Origin of the sequence: Acetobacterium paludosum (assembly GCF_008086595.1) — a bacterium.
Taxonomy (GTDB): Bacteria; Bacillota; Clostridia; order Eubacteriales; family Eubacteriaceae; genus Acetobacterium; species Acetobacterium paludosum.
Window position 1 is genome coordinate 153389 of the sequence record NZ_RXYA01000005.1, and the last position, 16307, is coordinate 169695.

Below are 16307 nucleotides of genomic sequence, written 5' to 3' on the forward strand. Positions count from 1 at the left end.
TGCAGGTTGAACTGCTGTCCTACAGTACGTTCGTGTCACACCACAGTAGATTGAATAGGCAATGAGTAAAACTGGTATTTATCCATTGCAATAAACTTTAGGAGTGTCAAATTTATGAATATGAACGCAGTAGGTATTGATATTTCTAAGGGCAAAAGCATGATCGCTATTATCCGCCCATATGGTGAGATTGTTTCTTTGCCTTTTGAGATTCGCCACACTTCCAATGAAATCAGTTCTCTCATCAACCAGATCAAATCCATTGAAGGCGAATCTCGCATCGTTATGGAGCACACGGGTCGTTATTATGAACCACTAGCACGTGAGCTTTCTCAGACAAATCTTTTTGTGAGTGCCGTAAACCCAAAGCTTATTAAAGATTTCGGTGACAATTCTCTACGTAAAGTCAAATCTGATAAAGCAGATGCTATAAAAATAGCGCGTTATGCTCTTGACAATTGGAATGATTTGAAACAATATAACCTTATGGATGAAATACGTAATCAGTTAAAAACCATGAACCGTCAGTTTGGTTTTTACATGAAGCACAAAACGGCTATGAAAAATAACTTTATCGGGATACTTGATCAAACCTATCCGGGCGTTAATACTTACTTCAACAGCCCTGCTCGTGATGATGGTAGCCAGAAATGGGTTGATTTCGCTACTGCATACTGGCATGTAGACTGTGTTCGTAAACTGTCTCTTCATGCTTTCACCGACCATTATCAGAAATGGTGTAAGCGAAATAAGTACAACTTCAGTAAATTAAAAGCTGAAGAAATCTATGGAGCAGCAAAGGAACTTGTTCCTGTACTTCCTAAAAATGATTTGACCAAACTCATTGTGAAACAATCTGTCGATCAATTAAACATTACTTCCAAAACTGTAGAAGCACTTCGTACTCTGATGAATGAAACTGCCTCTAAGCTGCCAGAGTACTCTATCGTCATGGAAATGAAAGGTATTGGTCCATCTCTTGGCCCTCAGTTGATTGCTGAAATCGGTGATGTTACACGTTTTACACATAAGGGTGCTATTACTGCATTTGCAGGTGTTGATCCAGGCGTTAACCAATCTGGAACCTATGAACAAAAAAGTGTTCGTACTTCCAAAAGAGGTTCTTCTACCTTGCGAAAAACTTTGTTTCAGGTCATGGATACTCTTATCAAGACCAAGCCGCAGGATGATGCTGTTTATCAATTTCTCGATAAGAAACGTGCTCAGGGTAAACCTTACTATGTTTACATGACCGCAGGCGCTAATAAGTTTCTGCGTATCTACTATGGTAGAGTTAAAGAATACTTAACAGTTCTTCCACAATAATTACCTCTTGCATTCCTTCTTTCAGACCAGCGTATAATGGGTCTATTTGTTATGCTTAAAATCCAGCATATAACCTTTTCAAAAAAACTTCAATTTTCTATTGACTTTTATTTGCAGGCTTTTTTTGCTCATCTATTATTATCGATGAGCATCTTTTCTATGATTAAATTTTGCGAAAAAACATCATTTAATTCCCATATATCACGAATTCGAGTCCGAACTACATCCATTAAAATTTCTTTTTCATACTGGCCGAAAGTTTTCCAATTATCCCCATACTAATAGCATTTACTGATTTAAGTCCACGTCTAATCATTTTCAGACTCGCTATTATTCCTCTTAAGTCAACAGATTTTGTCGATATTTCCGAATTCATTGCTTTTTCTTGTAAATCCAAAAATACACCAACAAACTGAGTTAATAAATCAGTTTGTTCATCAGGAAAATTTATATTCACCTCTTTACAGCCAATTTTTTCGGAACTCATTTCATCTCCTAGGTTTTTTCCCGGTTTTTGGAGTTCTGGCTTCATTTATCAGTATGAATTTTTTATGCCTACCGGCTATGGGTTACCAATATTCCGGTGTTTGATCTATGACAACATTCTCATGTTTAGACAAATCAATCTTTTGAAAAGGAATTCTAACCTTTTACTTTTCAACTGCCTAAGATTTTCAGTATTTCATGATTGATTTCAAGAATTGAAGCAATCCAAACTGTGACTGCCCCAAAATATTGTGTAATAGATGTTAAATCTGAAAAATAAATTGTTAAGTGACTTGTCAGATACCCTAATACAAACATCCACATCAGCATCATCAAACCACGTGCTGATCGACCCAACAACACATACCCTGAGCAAGGAACAATGATCGTCAACATTAGTATGATCCATCGGAACTGTTTATTACGCTTCAATAAAGCATTCAAGTTCATTCAATCACCCCCATTTTAATAACCTTTAGGGCGTGGCCATTGAGCAATTCCTTTAGATACAAACGTATGGTAATCTAAATCTCTGGATCGATACAATACAAACCACACTGAAGCCAGTAAATAAAATACAAATCCTGCAAGCAGATTGATCCAGTAACCAAAATACATCCCAAATAATGTAGCCCCAGATAACACAAAGACAATAATGGCTGGAACAGGGTGCCACTTGGCCTGATACCCTCTTTCAATACTCCCCAACGGATACATTTTCCGAAATTTAACCATCATATACGCGGTCAATATATAGACTAATAATGCCGACAAAATAGAAAATGTGATGATTTGATCTAATAAACCGGTTAACCCAAAGGCCAGCGAAATGGGTAATAAAAATAATATTGCCCGATATGGTGTATTATATTTCGGATGAAGCACTGCAAATGATTTTGGGATCAAAGTATCCCGTGACATGGAATACCAAGCTCTGCTGGCATCTGCAATGCAACCATTTGCGCTTGCTAGACAAGCAAGCATCGTCCCCATAAACAAAAGATTAATCACAATCGGGTTGTTTACTACAACTGCTGCATCAAACAAAGGGTAGGTGGACTTCCCAAGAATGGTTGCTTCAACTAATCCCGAAGAAACAAACCACGTGATCGAAGCACCAATAATTAATGTTATCAACCCTGTAATCGCTCCAACAGGCAAGGCTCGTCCCACCGATTTGCATTCTTCTACCACTAGCACTGTTCCCTCAATTCCCAGAAAAAACCAGCATCCAAATTGCAATGCCCCAAGAATTCCCATTGCCCCATACGGAAGCCCATTGGTCAGTCCGTTTAAATTAATTAGACTTTGGGACGGCAAGTAAAACTTTGTACTGAACAACAATACAATAATGGTAAAAAAAGCAATTGCTGTTAGTATTATATTTAGATTTAATGTGGCATGAAGACCTTTATAATTTAAATAAGTTAGCAGTAACAGACTAAGGATAATATACGGAAGCGGCTGAACATCAGGACTTAATGTCTTCAGAATTTCCCCAACCACCAATGCATCTGCAGCTTCTAACATCAGGTATTCAAAAACCAGCATTAACCCAATATTGAATGCTGCCAATGGTCCTAATAGATATTTAGCCATTGCATATTGACCCCCGGCTTCAGGAATAACAGATCCCATTTCTGTATTGATCATTATTAAACAGACGTATAAAATAGCGATGACCCAACATGCTATAATAGAACCAAGTGACCCGCCCTTTGCAATGGTAAAATTCCATCCCATAAACTGACCAACTAATACAATTCCAACCCCCAGCGCCCATACATGTACTGGACCCAGTACTTTTAATAAATGTGGTTCATTTTTTTTTCCTATTGGCTTCTACCTACTTTCAATATTTTTCCAAAATAGTCATCAATCATTTTTAAATCTTCCTTTTTCAATCCGAATAAAATCCACAATAAAAACGATTGTAATTAAAACGCATAACCCCCAAGCTATACTATTCATCGCACCCCAAAAGCTCATTTTTTATTCATCTCTTTGATCGATTCATCAAAATATACTACCTGAATCATCGCTTTCAATCCGCGTTCCGAGCGATTGATCATATATACCAAATATGCAATCAACCCTAAAACCGTTACAAAAAATGTTTTGGAATAAATAGTATAATCAATTCCCGTCATACTTTTATTTTTTAATAACATAGCACTCAACAATGTCGAAAAACACAAGATCATAATAAAAAGCGAATCAAATATTTCTTTGCCTATTCTTTTTCTTTCATTCTTTTTTTCTTTCATTGACCTTTCCTCATTTCAAAGTTTATTTTCAATACAATTTTTTCTGATTTTTTTTTAAATGTGAAATGACTGCAATCGACGAAACTGTTGCAAAAATTTCAATTAATGTGCCCATAATCCAGATAAAACCTTTTACAATTTCATCAAGTGACATTTTACCGATTTCAAACATAACATACCCTAAGACAAGCCATAATACTGCCATTGCCAGAATAATAAAGGCAAGGTCCAATCGGTAATATTTTTTAATTTTATTTTCCATCCTTCTCTCCCTTATCAGCACTTTTTTTCGGTGATCATTTTTTAATAAATTAGCCAATCAACACGCTGACACCATCTTGAAGATTCCCAACTGCAAAGTGGTTAATAATCTCAATTATATTATTGAGTCGTTGATTAAGGACGTTAATTGAAAATGCGAACTCCGAATAGATTCCCAAATATTGGCCTTCCATCTTTTCCCTGAAATCATGATGACTCATCAATCCAAGAATTCGATTTCCTTCTTCCAAAGCCCCCAGTCCAATAATACAGGCATTGATCCCTTCCACAACATCTCTGAAACCACCTTTAAATAATTCCACATTTCCTCTAGTATGAAGCCGACCTTCCACCCCTGCCTTGGAGAGTCTGGTAGCTTCTCCAATTAATCCACGAATGGACTTAATTGTCTGTTTCAGTGCAAGCATAATCTCATCTGCATCATCCTTTTCATGTATCGTTGCCGACAAATCCCCATCCGATATCTGTATCATGGTACCTATCACCACATTTTGCAGATCATCAGCGAAGCTGTCCATGACCAAAGCCATTTCTCCAATTTCATCAACCGAATCGATGCCCAAACGCAGGCCCAAATGACCCATACTCATTTCCTTGATCATATGATTAATCCGAGCAATTGGTTTGGTAATTGAAACTGAAACCCGATACAAAATAAATGCCAATACGAAAAATACAACGAGCCCCACAATGGACACCATCATTATGTTTTTGAAAATTGCCGTCTGGATTGAACTCATGGAATAACCAATATTCAATGCACCTTTTAATTCGCCGTTAATCACCACCGGATTACAGGACATCATAAACATCTTTATTCTCCGCTTCATAAAAATACTCGGATGCACTTGATTTTCCGTCAACAGCCACATCTTTGATTGTTTGATCATCAGCATAACTCACTCCAATATCATCAGGATTACTGTCAGCCACCACGGTTAAATCCTTATTGATAAAGCTGACATAGACAACTTCGTTTGCAGATAATTCGTCAATTAGGGCCTGGTAACCGAACTTTTCAGTCAGTTCGGTTACTCGATCAGCAGTAACGCCTGCCTGAACAAACTCACCTGTGTTGATTTTCATATATCCGAATTTAAAGCTCTCTTCAGTTTCCGTGCTTTTTCAGATGTTTTCCATAAATTCATTCTTGCCACTGACCATAAAATCATAGATAGGATCTCCCTGAGAAACCTTCCACCCAACATACTCACCGTTGATCGAATTGATAATTTCTCCAGCTGCATTAAACCAATAAATCTGATTGATCCCCGACTGTTGGGCCAAGGTTGTTAGGTATTGATCACTGATTGTTCCTCGGTTTCCAATCATAATATTGCCAATGCTTCGAATTTGTTCCTCAATCATGACATTCATGGTAGAAAGGGCTTCTGTATTGTCTTCCAATCGATCCACAAACTGCTGTGATGCTGAGAACCCATTCTCTCTCATTTCAGCAAGCAAACTTTCTCTGGTTAAATAAGCAGAGAAAGATCCAATTACAAACACCCCCACTAGCACCGAAAATAGTGGTACAATCAACAATTTTCTCTTAATTGTCTTCATTCCTCGTTTTCTCTCTTCCATTGTTTACCCGTCCTTTTTGTTTTCTATTGATGATCACCCGTTATATTGAACAGTTTTCGTGCCATATAAGGCTATAATCAATAATTTATACATTTCTTTTTGAAAACAGAAGAATGTATCCTAGATATTTTGCGCTGAAAATCTTCTTCATCTTTTTTTAAATCTAAATATTTACAGGAATGTCACCAAAATTTATTTTCCAGAATCTTAATAAATCACTGAATAGCCGTATTCCAACCGACGATATGAATACCACTTCAGTTTCTTCAATAGGATTACTCCATGGATTTATCACCACACAATCATTAACACAACTGACTTCAAAAATCCCTTGATTCGTCCGTACAAAACCCTTAATACGATAAGTTGAAAACTTTATTTGATTTATAAATCTCTCAAATGTTTTATAATCAAGGACTTCTTTTGTTTTTAAAACATTTGTCTTCGGCCGAGATTCCCAGGTGTTCGCTGAGGGCTTGGCCACCAATTTTAAACTTGTCATGTTTGAAACCATGTCTCTTAACGGTACTTCACAAAATGATGATCTAAAAATTCTCACCGCTGAGTTAATTTCCTTAATTTTCGTCTCAATGGCTTCCAATTCTTCTGTATTTTGGAGATCCGCTTTATTAATGATTACTTCATTGGCATAAAACACCTGTTTTTCAATGGCTGGTATTACATCAAACTGTTTGAGAAAATAATGCCCATCTACAATACAAATGGAACCGGCGTAGTCATAATATTTGCCTGAAATCTTTGTGACTATTTCAAGAATCATTTCCATATTTGACGGATCTGCCACTCCCGATGATTCCACAAAAATAATTTCCAGATCCAGATTTAAAAACTGGGCCAGAGCTTTAATAAAGTTTTCTTTTAGACATGCACAAAAGATCGAGCCATTTGTAAGTTCAATCAGATCAAAGTCATCTCCTTGAATAAGTTGTCCATCAATGCTGGTTTCTCCAAACTCGTTCATAAGCACTCCGATTTTCAAACCTTTATATGCGTTTAAAAGTTTTTTAAGCAGCGTTGTTTTGCCTGACCCCAAAAATCCCGTGAGTAAAATCAGCTTCATTGAATTTCTCCTTTAGTTTTTAAAAACGGAAGCACATTGTGCTTCCGTCAGGTTATCTAAGGTCTCAAACACCGTTCCATAAACTTATACGGTTTTTTAATTTTTTGTTGAGGTAATTAACTAAATGATGTTTTCTAATATTATAGTACTTATTTTTTTACAACTGATCCAATTTTTCCTGCTCTAAATGCCTTACTGTATTTTCTGCAATGTTTGTCCTGTCCGAGAAGTGCGTAAGTCGCAAAAATGGTTCCCATCATATCCCGATTCAATGGATCCATCACAGCCGAATCCATGCCCGCCTGGATGGCAAATGTCATGGCGGTTTTATTCAGCAGAGCTCGTAGCGGCAACCCAAAGGACATGTTGCTGATGGCTCCGGTTACATGGATGGTTGGATACAGAATTTTAATCTCTCTAATTTCATGAGCAAAATTCAGGAGAGAATTGTTTTCAGTTGATAAAGCCATAACACAAGGATCGATATGAATTCGATCCGGTGTGATCCCGTATTTCGCTGCTTTTTCAACCATAATTTTTGTGATATCCACTTTTGTTTGAACATCATTAGGAATTCCCCTGTCATCACAGGTCAAACCCACTACTTCCCAGGTATTGCCTGCCATCAGAGGGAGCAGAACTTCGCATTTATCCCCTTCTTCAGAAATCGAGTTAAGCATTCCTGGTTTATTGGCATATTTAAACACTGTTTCTATCACTCGGGGGTTGGGGCTGTCGATACACAGGGGCGTATCGGTAGCATCCTGAACGACCTCCATCAGCCACTTCAACGTTTCAATCTCATATTCCGGTGCGGTGCTGGCACACACATCAATGAAATGAGCGCCAGCATCCGTCTGCATTACTGCACGGTCTGCGATAAAAGCTGCATCCCGTTTTTCGATGGCTTCCTTCACCACTGGAATGCTCCCGTTAATTTTTTCTCCAATTATTATCATAGCAACCTCCTATTCCCAACCCTGACAGATTTTGATACCTTCAGCTGCATTGGTAGTGAACGCATCTGCACCCACATATGCGCAGGATTCTTTAGTTACAGGGTTTCCCCCGATAATGATTTTCGATTCAACACCCACAGCTTTCAAAGCGTCCACAGTTTCTTTCATGGATTCAATAGCAAGGGTTAATACCCCACTCATACCAATAATCTGGGGTTTAATTTCTTTTGCTTTTGTCACAAATATTTCTACTTTAACATCGATACCCATATCAATCACTTCATATCCGGCTGCTTCAGACATACTTTTGAATATATTTTTACCAATGTCATGTAAATCCCCTTGAACGGTTCCCAGTAAAATGGTTCCCATCACTTTGGTGGCTCCACTTCCCAATGATGGTTTTAAAACGTTGATGGCTTCAGTTAGGAATTCTCCTGCAAAAATCAGATCTCCAATAAAATATTCGCCATTTTCAAAAAGATCCCCAACAATTGCCATTCCTCTCTGACACGCTGCTACCGCCTCCAACGCCTCGTTTTCCGATGGATTGGTGGCAGCAAATTCTTTTAACAACTCGATTACTTGGTCTTCTTCCAAATCACCCAAGGCTTGTGTTAATATGTTTAAATCCAACATTTATTTCTCCTTTAAAATCTAATCTGTTTATCAGCAGACTATTCTTTTCTTATTCTTTTCTTATTCTTTTCTTGTTTTTTTACTCTTCTTATTCGTTGTAAAAGATTACTTTCATCTAACTGATTTAGGTTGTTGACAAATATGGTGAAATTTACAAATAAAGCTTTTTTATAAACATCTACCTACCACTTCAATTAATTCCTGTTTACTAGGGATTATGGAAGACCATTGGAGTTTTCCATTTATATAAGTTGATGGTAAATGCTTCACCCCCATTTTTTTTGTGCGAGCAATATCTAATTTGTTTGTGTATTTATATTCTTTTATCTCAACTCTGTCTCCAAACTCTTCTTCAGCAAGCATGATTCCTTTTACCATATATGTGCAGGCAGCGCAGGTAGCTGAATCAAGAGTAAAGATTTCGATTAATGGCTTGGTTAAGGTTTCATAATCAGGAAGATCCACTGGTATATCTTCATCAACTGCCTCATAGTTTTCAATCATTTTGCGTACATTTTCAGTTTGCTTAATAGCCTGAATGGTTGCCACTGTGTTATCAATTGGTACATTGTATGGCATATCACATCCCGGACTGATGATTAAATTATGATGTTCAATATTGTCAAGCATGTCCACAATAAATTTCATATTATCCTGTTGGTTGCCAAAGAGTAATGTTGTCGTTAGGGGGATATTTCCTCCTATGGTGATATTATATTGATCGGTTATTTTTTTTGCCTCATAAATATTGATGTTTTCATCAATGGAAATACCATCTGGGTTTGTCCGACACATCACTTCAATTTGTGGCGTTGCGTCACCACAAACGAAGAAACAGCTTAGCGCACCCTTGCTCTTAATCAAATCAAACACCGCTTGGAAAGGTTCTAAAAATAAACTTTCAATGGATTTAGGGGAAATCTGGCTGATCAAGGGATCTACCACAGCAATAATGTCCATTCCGGCTTCTATGTAGTAGGTTGACATAGCATTGCATACTTCTGCGCAGAATCCAACCAGTTCTTTAACATATTCAGGATACATAACGATATCCATGAAAAACTGACTTCCCCGAATATGGGATGCCAGAGTTACCGGCCCACAAACCAGTCCGTATAAAGCGGTATTATCTCCAATTTCTGCTTTCACCCGTTTCATCACATCTAGAACCATTGGTATACGTCCGTCAGTTGCTTTTGGAATCTTGCATTTACATGGAACCTCCAATTCACCTGCATAGGGATGGCTCATAACAGATGGTGGATTGTCTTCTGCCCATAAAAGCTCACATCCCAAAATTTCAGCTTCAATTTGAAGATCGAATATAATCGGCATACCGTCAGGGGTATAAATCTTGTTAACTTCCATTAATGAATCAAACAATTTATCCCCATCAGTTAAAACTTCTCTTGCGGTATAGCCCTTTAAAAAACCTGCATGAACACCACTAAAGGGTACCCACGGTACTTCATTTACGGTATCATGCCTTAATGTCTTTAAAACTAAATCTTTTCCCATTTCTTCACCTCATTTAGTAATTTTAAATTCAATTATTTTAGTTTCTGACTATTTATAAACATCTATTTCGCCTCAGTTGAAATCTTTTTAATATCGATATGTCGGAGTGGGGTAACTAGGGCGGAAAGCTTGAACCTCGAAATTTTCCACCTCTAATTTGTGGGCCTCTTCAAGACGTTTTATACTGATTTGAGTAATTCTACTCAATTCTTCCGGTGAAACAGTAGCTCGTATATTTATAATTAAATCCCCATTTTTTATTGGTTTGGTAAACTCACTGGCAACATCAATTGGCTGGTTTACTCCAACGCAACTTATTTTAGATGCTTCTCCTTCTGATTTTAAGAACAACTTAAGATGACCAATTTCCCCACCGGACTGGGTAATCAAATCTTTAATTTTTTTTCCCAAATCAAAAAGAATATCGTTGCCATTGATCAAATTTTCAGCATTCAATTGTGCGTTGGCATTTAGCCATCCCATTTCCGCTTCGGCATTGGCATAAGTATCATATTCAAGATTAATTTTTTTAATATTAGTCGTTTTTTGGTCTGAGCATAAAACAGCTAACAACCATTTTTCTATACCAGTTCCTTCCCTGGCGGAAATTTCCAAAATCTGGCTTGTGGGATATGTTATTTCTAAGAATTCCTTTAGTAGCTTTCTATCTTTAACACTGATTGTATCCAGTTTATTCAGTATAATAATATCGGCTTCCTCCATTTGCTTAGAAAACAAATAATAAACATCCTTAGATAAAAGAGATGTATCCTGATTCATCAAATCCATTAATCGTCTTGGTTCTACTACCACAGATAAAGGCAATATTTCCACATTTCCGGCTTTTCCCATTTTTATAGGCTTCATAATCGTCGATACTAAATCGGTACAGCTGCCAACCGGTTCAGCCAGAATAAAATGCGTATCTTCTTCTTGTAATTTTTCAATTACTTCTTTAAATTTATCAAAATTACAACAAAAACAACTTCCTGATACTTCTTCAACTGGTATTTTTTGTGTTTCCACATAATGCGTATCAACTTGAAACGCTGTTTGGTCATTTGTAATCAGAGCGACTTTTTGACCTATTGTTTTAAGTACATTTTCAATTTCAATCATTGAGGTTGTTTTCCCTGCACCTAAAAATCCGCCAATAACCATCAGTTTTGATCGTTTCATATTTTCTCTCCTGAGGTACTTATTTCTCCAAAATAAAATCCATAAGCTAGACCTGATTCCAGATGACATCAATTTCTCTAATTTTTAAATATAATTTATTTTTAAAAAAGGCACTCCTTTTTCTGAGTGCCTGAGTTCGGTTTTACTATTTTATGCACATTTGGATTTCTTTATTGCCTGATGCTTTTTTTTGCTTTAGTTTAATATTATGCAAACATTACTTCTTTCATAACAGAATCACCTACTAATTTTTTCGCTGTATCCACTGCGCCAGAAGCATCTGCTGCATAAATTGCTCCGATTTTTTCACTGTAACCTGGCGATAATGGTGCACCACCAACAAGATACTGTACATCCAAACCTTCCGCTTCACAAGCTTTAATGACTTCTTGCATATAAGTCATTGTAGTTGTCAGCATGGCTGACATCCCTATGATATCTGCATCATTTTCTTTTACTGCTGCTACAAACTGTTCGACTTTTGCATCGATACCAAGATCTATGACTTTGAAACCTGCACTTTCAAGCATCATCACTACCAAGTTTTTACCGATGTCATGAAGATCACCTTTTACTGTACCTATCACGATTGTTCCCAAACTTGGCATGTCATTATCTGCAATAAGCGGTTTAACAATATCCATCCCTGCATTCATTGCTCTGGCTGCCATTAATACTTCCGGTACAAACATTTCTCCACTTTTAAATTTTTCGCCTACAACATTCATTCCGCTAAGTAAACCCTCATTAATAATAGTAATAGGATCTGCTTTTCCTGCAACCAGTAGATTGACATTTTCAATCACACCTGGTTCGTTCCCATCGATTACAAATTGTCCTAAATTAGCTATATTCATCATATCTTTTTTCCTTTTCCTTATTTTATTCGATTTCTGCTAAAAGTTTTTCAAGATTTACAGCTTCTTCATCCGCAATGAGATAAGTATGAAGATTATCATCTGGAAATGTGCCATTACGAACTTCTTCACAAAATGCTGTAAATCCTTTCAGTAATTCTGCTCCGACATTTGCATATTTTTTCACAAATTTCGGCGTAAAGTCATCATAGTAACCCACCATATCCGCATAAATCAGTAATTGTCCATCAGTAAAAGATCCTGCACCTATACCTAAAACAGGAATGCTCAATCGTTCAGTGATCGCCTTCCCAACCACTGCTGGTACACCTTCCACCAGAATAAATGATGCTCCCGCAGCTTCGATCTCCAATGCCTGTCTCAACAATTCCATAGCAGCCCCAGCACTTTTTCCCTGGGCTTTGTATCCACCCATTTGTGCTGCAAATTGAGGTGTTAAGCCAATATGACCCATAACCAAAATACCAACATCTGCAATGGCTTTAATGCGTTCGCAAACGGAATCGGTACCGCCTTCTAATTTAATGGCATCTACTAATGCTTCTTTTGTGAAACGACCAGCATTAAATACAGCCTCTTCATTTGAAATCTGGTAAGACATATAGGGCATATCTCCTATTATAAATGTATTGGGTGCACCCCGATGTACTGCTGATGAATGTGAAATCATGTCTTCCATGGTCACAGGGTAAGTTGTTTCATGACCCAGTGTAACCATACCCAAGGAATCTCCAACAAGGATCATATCAACTCCTGCTCGCTCCTCATATTTCGCGGTTAAATAATCATATCCAGTGATGTAAACAATCTTTTCTTTCTTCTCCGCCATTTCTCGAAAATTAATAATGCTTTTTTTCATGTTATCTCCTTTTTATTAAATAATCTTATTTTCTGGATTTTTGCTAGTCTTATACAAAGACCATCCATCATCGCACGCTTTTAAACGTGCGAAGGATTGATGGTCTCAATCGAAAAGTCCGTCTATTTTGTTTTCCCAGTTCTTAAATACTCATTAAGTTCTTCTTTGTTCATATTGTCAATGCCGATGTACTCAAGTGTGTATCCTTTGGCTATTAGATCTCTTCCAAGAATTGCACATGCTAAACTGATCATTGAGTCTACCACAGGAGTATTAACACCATAGACATCTCCAAGCTGCTGATAAACATAGCAACCTACAGGAATATCTTCAGTGATATATCTGTTTTCCATGGAGAATGGTCCTGTTCCATATTGGATAGGATCCTGTTTATCAAACGGAATTAAATAATCAAGTCCCATATATTCCTGCCCTAATACATTTTCCCGAGAGAAAAAGTTTTCTTTTTCATAGGGTTGGATACCTACGCCGATTGTATCTGCAAGGGTACACTCTTCTTGGTAGAAGGTGTATTGCACCTGTGAAATGGAAGGACAATACGCATGTGAATAAATAGAAAATTTAAACTTATCTTCTCCGAATATTGTTCCAAAGTTTTCCATAGTTGAAACACCAAGGATTGCTCCTGGGCAATGAAGCACAGGGTTAACATTTGAGAAACCAGTGTCTAAGACGGTATCACCAGCAACTGCTCCTTCACCTTCAGTAACTGCATCCATTGACGGTAAATATTTTGAGCTTTCGATGAAAGCTTCAGTATCAGTAGCAGGCATAGCCGCACCACGAAGAGTAATTGCACGATAATATACTCTGATTTTATGAGTAATCACACCACCTGGCATTTCTACACGGCTACCATAAGTAGAACTAGACCAGCCGCCGATAATAACATTTTTAGTACATCCTGCTTCCCGCATCATTTTTCGTAAGATCAAAGTGCCGAAGTTGTCTGGAAAGATATGGATCACTTGTCCATCTTCCAAACAAGGAATTAATTTTTCGAAAAATGGCTTATGTCCAAAGGTTGGCGTTGCAATAACAATGATTCCTGCTCCTTTTACAGCTTCCGCAACATCTGTCGTAACCTTCTCCATTTTTGCAAAGCCTTCACGTTCGAAACCATAAAGATTTACTTGTTCGCCAAAAAATTTAATTCCAACTTTTTCTACGTTTTTTAACGTTTTATCTGCAAAAGGTTCAAAGTCACAAATTCTAACTTTTGCTCCTCCTAAAGCACAGTCTCCGGCAATTGCCTTTCCAACTGCACCAGCACCTAATACTGCTATAGGCTTGTCTTTTAAATAACTCATATCTGCCATAATTTTTTCTCCTTTAAATTCAGTTTAATATGAATAACTGATTATTTGTTTTTACGTTATTGTTTAAAGCAAAGTTCATGCCAAATAAATAAAATCATCGAATTATTTGAAAATACGATTTCTATGAGCTTTAATCATCTTCTTTTTTCTTTTATATTTGTTGAACAAATTATAGATGCAAATTATTTTGCATCTATATGGCTGAACTTAAAGATATTAATTCTTTTCTTTCAAAAAAAGACTTGTAACAAAACTTTCTTTAGTATGCAATTTATTTTGCACCCTATTCTTTTTTTTTGCACTCCCACATGTCACTTTTTCATTCATTTTCAAATTTGGCGGATATTCCCGAAAATAAAACAAAAAGAGATCTCGTCAATTTAAAAAAATTGAGATACCTCTTTTTTATAATTCTTTTATACTTCATTCTCTGATGTTTTATTCGGTACAAGTACACCAGCAGTGTCTCCTAATTTAATTTCAGACGATTTAACCAAGTTGGCATCCTTAGTTTCTGGTGCCCAAAAATATGACATGATAAAGCCAAATGCAAGTACAGCTATCAATCCAACCATTGTAGGTGTAAAACCGATTCCGGCAATACCAACAGGTAACAGATATGTTCCAATCGCAGCTCCTAATCGGCTGATTGCCGTACAAATTCCAACACCTTCTGACCGAAGATTTGTCGGAAATAATTCTGGAGGATAGACCCCTGTAAGATTCGAAATTGCAGTCATAAAGAATGTAAATATCAAAAATGCTATGATCTGAATGGTAGCACTAGGAATAAAAACAAGTAGAACCAACGCCACGGCCATGACCCCAAAGGACCATAGTGTAAATCCTCGACGCGTCATTTTTATAGTCATCCAAAGACCAACGAGCCCACCAAATATAAGCATAAGATTCAATGCCAGATCAACGGTCCAAGTTTCTGCCAAATTCATTGTTGTCAATATTAACGGCAGAAAAGTATATATTGCAAAATAAGGAATAACGATTGCCATGAAGAATAAACCGCCGAAAGCTGTACGTTTTCGATTTTCCTTATTAAAGAGGTCAAAATAACTGACTTTTTTTGTTGTAACTGGTTCTGGATCCATATAAACATTATTTCCAAGATACTTATGTACAATTGCCTCGGCTTCGTCTCGACGACCTTTGCTTTCAAGCCATCTTGGTGACTCAGGGGTTCCAATTCGTAGTATTAGTACGATTACTGCAGGGATTGCAGCACTTGCCAGCATCCATCTCCATATTTCAGGATTGCCGGAAGATATTAATATAACACCAATAATATTTGCTGCTACATACCCAACAGTCCAAACTACACTTAGTGCGCCAAGAAGAACGCCTCTTGACTTTTTCGGTGCAAACTCAGCAAGTAGAGACACACCTACCGCATAGTCCCCCCCTAAACCAAATCCAATCGCTATTCTCAAAATAAATAGCGAAAGCGGATCGTTTACAAAAAACTGAAGTCCAGAACACACTGTGATCATAACAAAGTTAATCAAGAATATCTTTTGTCTTCCAATTTTACCAGAAATACCACCAAGAATGATACTTCCAAAGAAGAGTCCTATTAATGCAGATGCTCCGAGTAATCCCATCCATTGAGGACTCAAATAAATTTGTTTTTGAATGAGAATGAGAGCCATACCTATGGTCCCTAATGAGAAACCATCTGTGAAATGTGCACCAAAAGTTAGTGCCGTCATCTTAATATGAAACTTGTTAAGTGGAAGATCATCCATGTTGATTCTTTTATCATTAACTACTTGACTATTCATAAATATTCTCCTTTTAATAAATTATCTTTTTTACTCAATTTAAATGGCCAATTGCCATTTCATCACTATTTAACCATCCCTTCATTTTTCATTTTCAATTCATCTTCTAA

At 37.1% G+C, this 16307-nt stretch carries 18 protein-coding genes; 1 reads left to right on the top strand and 17 read right to left on the bottom strand.

The genetic code is table 11. The annotated features are described in order from the left end of the window. The first annotated feature begins 120 nt into the window (after positions 1–120). The gene (locus FZC41_RS07065; protein WP_186855141.1) at positions 121–1326 is read left to right on the top strand and encodes an IS110 family RNA-guided transposase; all 1206 of its coding nucleotides are present in this window, start codon (positions 121–123) and stop codon (positions 1324–1326) included. Between the two features lie 229 nt (positions 1327–1555). Here the strand turns inward: FZC41_RS07065 and FZC41_RS07070 are convergent, their stop codons facing one another. The 17 genes from FZC41_RS07070 to FZC41_RS07150 form a co-directional block, all read right to left on the bottom strand. After that, positions 1556–1813 (bottom strand): hypothetical protein, encoded by a 258-nt coding sequence (locus FZC41_RS07070; protein ID WP_148566697.1) that lies wholly within the window; start codon positions 1811–1813, stop codon positions 1556–1558. 170 nt (positions 1814–1983) lie between these two features. After that, on the bottom strand, positions 1984–2262 hold the full coding sequence (locus tag FZC41_RS07075; RefSeq protein WP_148566698.1) for a hypothetical protein: 279 nt from the start codon (positions 2260–2262) through the stop codon (positions 1984–1986). A gap of 15 nt (positions 2263–2277) precedes the next feature. After that, a complete protein-coding gene (locus FZC41_RS07080) occupies positions 2278–3648 on the bottom strand; it encodes an APC family permease (RefSeq protein WP_148566699.1) in 1371 nt (456 codons plus the stop codon). Positions 3649–3797: 149 nt separating this feature from the next. Next, positions 3798–4079, bottom strand: coding sequence for a hypothetical protein (locus FZC41_RS07085; RefSeq protein ID WP_148566700.1), 282 nt, complete (start codon positions 4077–4079; stop codon positions 3798–3800). Positions 4080–4107: 28 nt separating this feature from the next. Next, positions 4108–4341 (bottom strand): hypothetical protein, encoded by a 234-nt coding sequence (locus tag FZC41_RS07090; RefSeq protein ID WP_148566701.1) that lies wholly within the window; start codon positions 4339–4341, stop codon positions 4108–4110. Between the two features lie 49 nt (positions 4342–4390). Then, positions 4391–5173, bottom strand: coding sequence for a HAMP domain-containing protein (locus FZC41_RS07095; RefSeq protein WP_186855138.1), 783 nt, complete (start codon positions 5171–5173; stop codon positions 4391–4393). Further along, the gene (locus FZC41_RS07100) at positions 5154–5447 is read right to left on the bottom strand and encodes a hypothetical protein (protein WP_148566703.1); all 294 of its coding nucleotides are present in this window, start codon (positions 5445–5447) and stop codon (positions 5154–5156) included. Before FZC41_RS07100 ends, FZC41_RS07095 begins: the two co-directional genes overlap by 20 nt. A 39-nt stretch (positions 5448–5486) precedes the next feature. Continuing rightward, positions 5487–5948: a hypothetical protein gene (locus FZC41_RS07105; RefSeq protein ID WP_148566704.1), complete on the bottom strand. Its 462-nt coding sequence runs from the start codon at positions 5946–5948 to the stop codon at positions 5487–5489. Between the two features lie 163 nt (positions 5949–6111). Further along, on the bottom strand, positions 6112–7029 hold the full coding sequence (locus FZC41_RS07110; RefSeq protein ID WP_148566705.1) for a CobW family GTP-binding protein: 918 nt from the start codon (positions 7027–7029) through the stop codon (positions 6112–6114). A 149-nt stretch (positions 7030–7178) separates the two neighbouring features. After that, positions 7179–7988 (bottom strand): methyltetrahydrofolate cobalamin methyltransferase, encoded by an 810-nt coding sequence (locus FZC41_RS07115; protein WP_148566706.1) that lies wholly within the window; start codon positions 7986–7988, stop codon positions 7179–7181. Between the two features lie 9 nt (positions 7989–7997). Beyond that, on the bottom strand, positions 7998–8627 hold the full coding sequence (locus tag FZC41_RS07120; protein WP_148566707.1) for a cobalamin B12-binding domain-containing protein: 630 nt from the start codon (positions 8625–8627) through the stop codon (positions 7998–8000). Between the two features lie 168 nt (positions 8628–8795). Beyond that, positions 8796–10145 carry a uroporphyrinogen decarboxylase family protein gene (locus FZC41_RS07125; RefSeq protein WP_148566708.1) on the bottom strand — a complete coding sequence of 450 codons (1350 nt, stop codon included), beginning with the start codon at positions 10143–10145 and terminating at the stop codon, positions 8796–8798. Between the two features lie 87 nt (positions 10146–10232). Beyond that, the gene (locus FZC41_RS07130; protein ID WP_148566709.1) at positions 10233–11393 is read right to left on the bottom strand and encodes a GTP-binding protein; all 1161 of its coding nucleotides are present in this window, start codon (positions 11391–11393) and stop codon (positions 10233–10235) included. 137 nt (positions 11394–11530) lie between these two features. Beyond that, positions 11531–12184, bottom strand: a complete 654-nt coding sequence (locus FZC41_RS07135; protein WP_148566710.1) for a cobalamin B12-binding domain-containing protein — start codon at positions 12182–12184, stop codon at positions 11531–11533. Positions 12185–12206: 22 nt separating this feature from the next. Beyond that, on the bottom strand, positions 12207–13061 hold the full coding sequence (gene panB / locus FZC41_RS07140; protein ID WP_148566711.1) for a 3-methyl-2-oxobutanoate hydroxymethyltransferase: 855 nt from the start codon (positions 13059–13061) through the stop codon (positions 12207–12209). A 122-nt stretch (positions 13062–13183) separates the two neighbouring features. Beyond that, positions 13184–14401, bottom strand: a complete 1218-nt coding sequence (locus FZC41_RS07145) for an NAD/NADP octopine/nopaline dehydrogenase family protein (RefSeq protein ID WP_148566712.1) — start codon at positions 14399–14401, stop codon at positions 13184–13186. Positions 14402–14817: 416 nt separating this feature from the next. Then, positions 14818–16197, bottom strand: a complete 1380-nt coding sequence (locus tag FZC41_RS07150) for an MFS transporter (protein ID WP_148566713.1) — start codon at positions 16195–16197, stop codon at positions 14818–14820. Positions 16198–16307 lie beyond the last annotated feature (110 nt).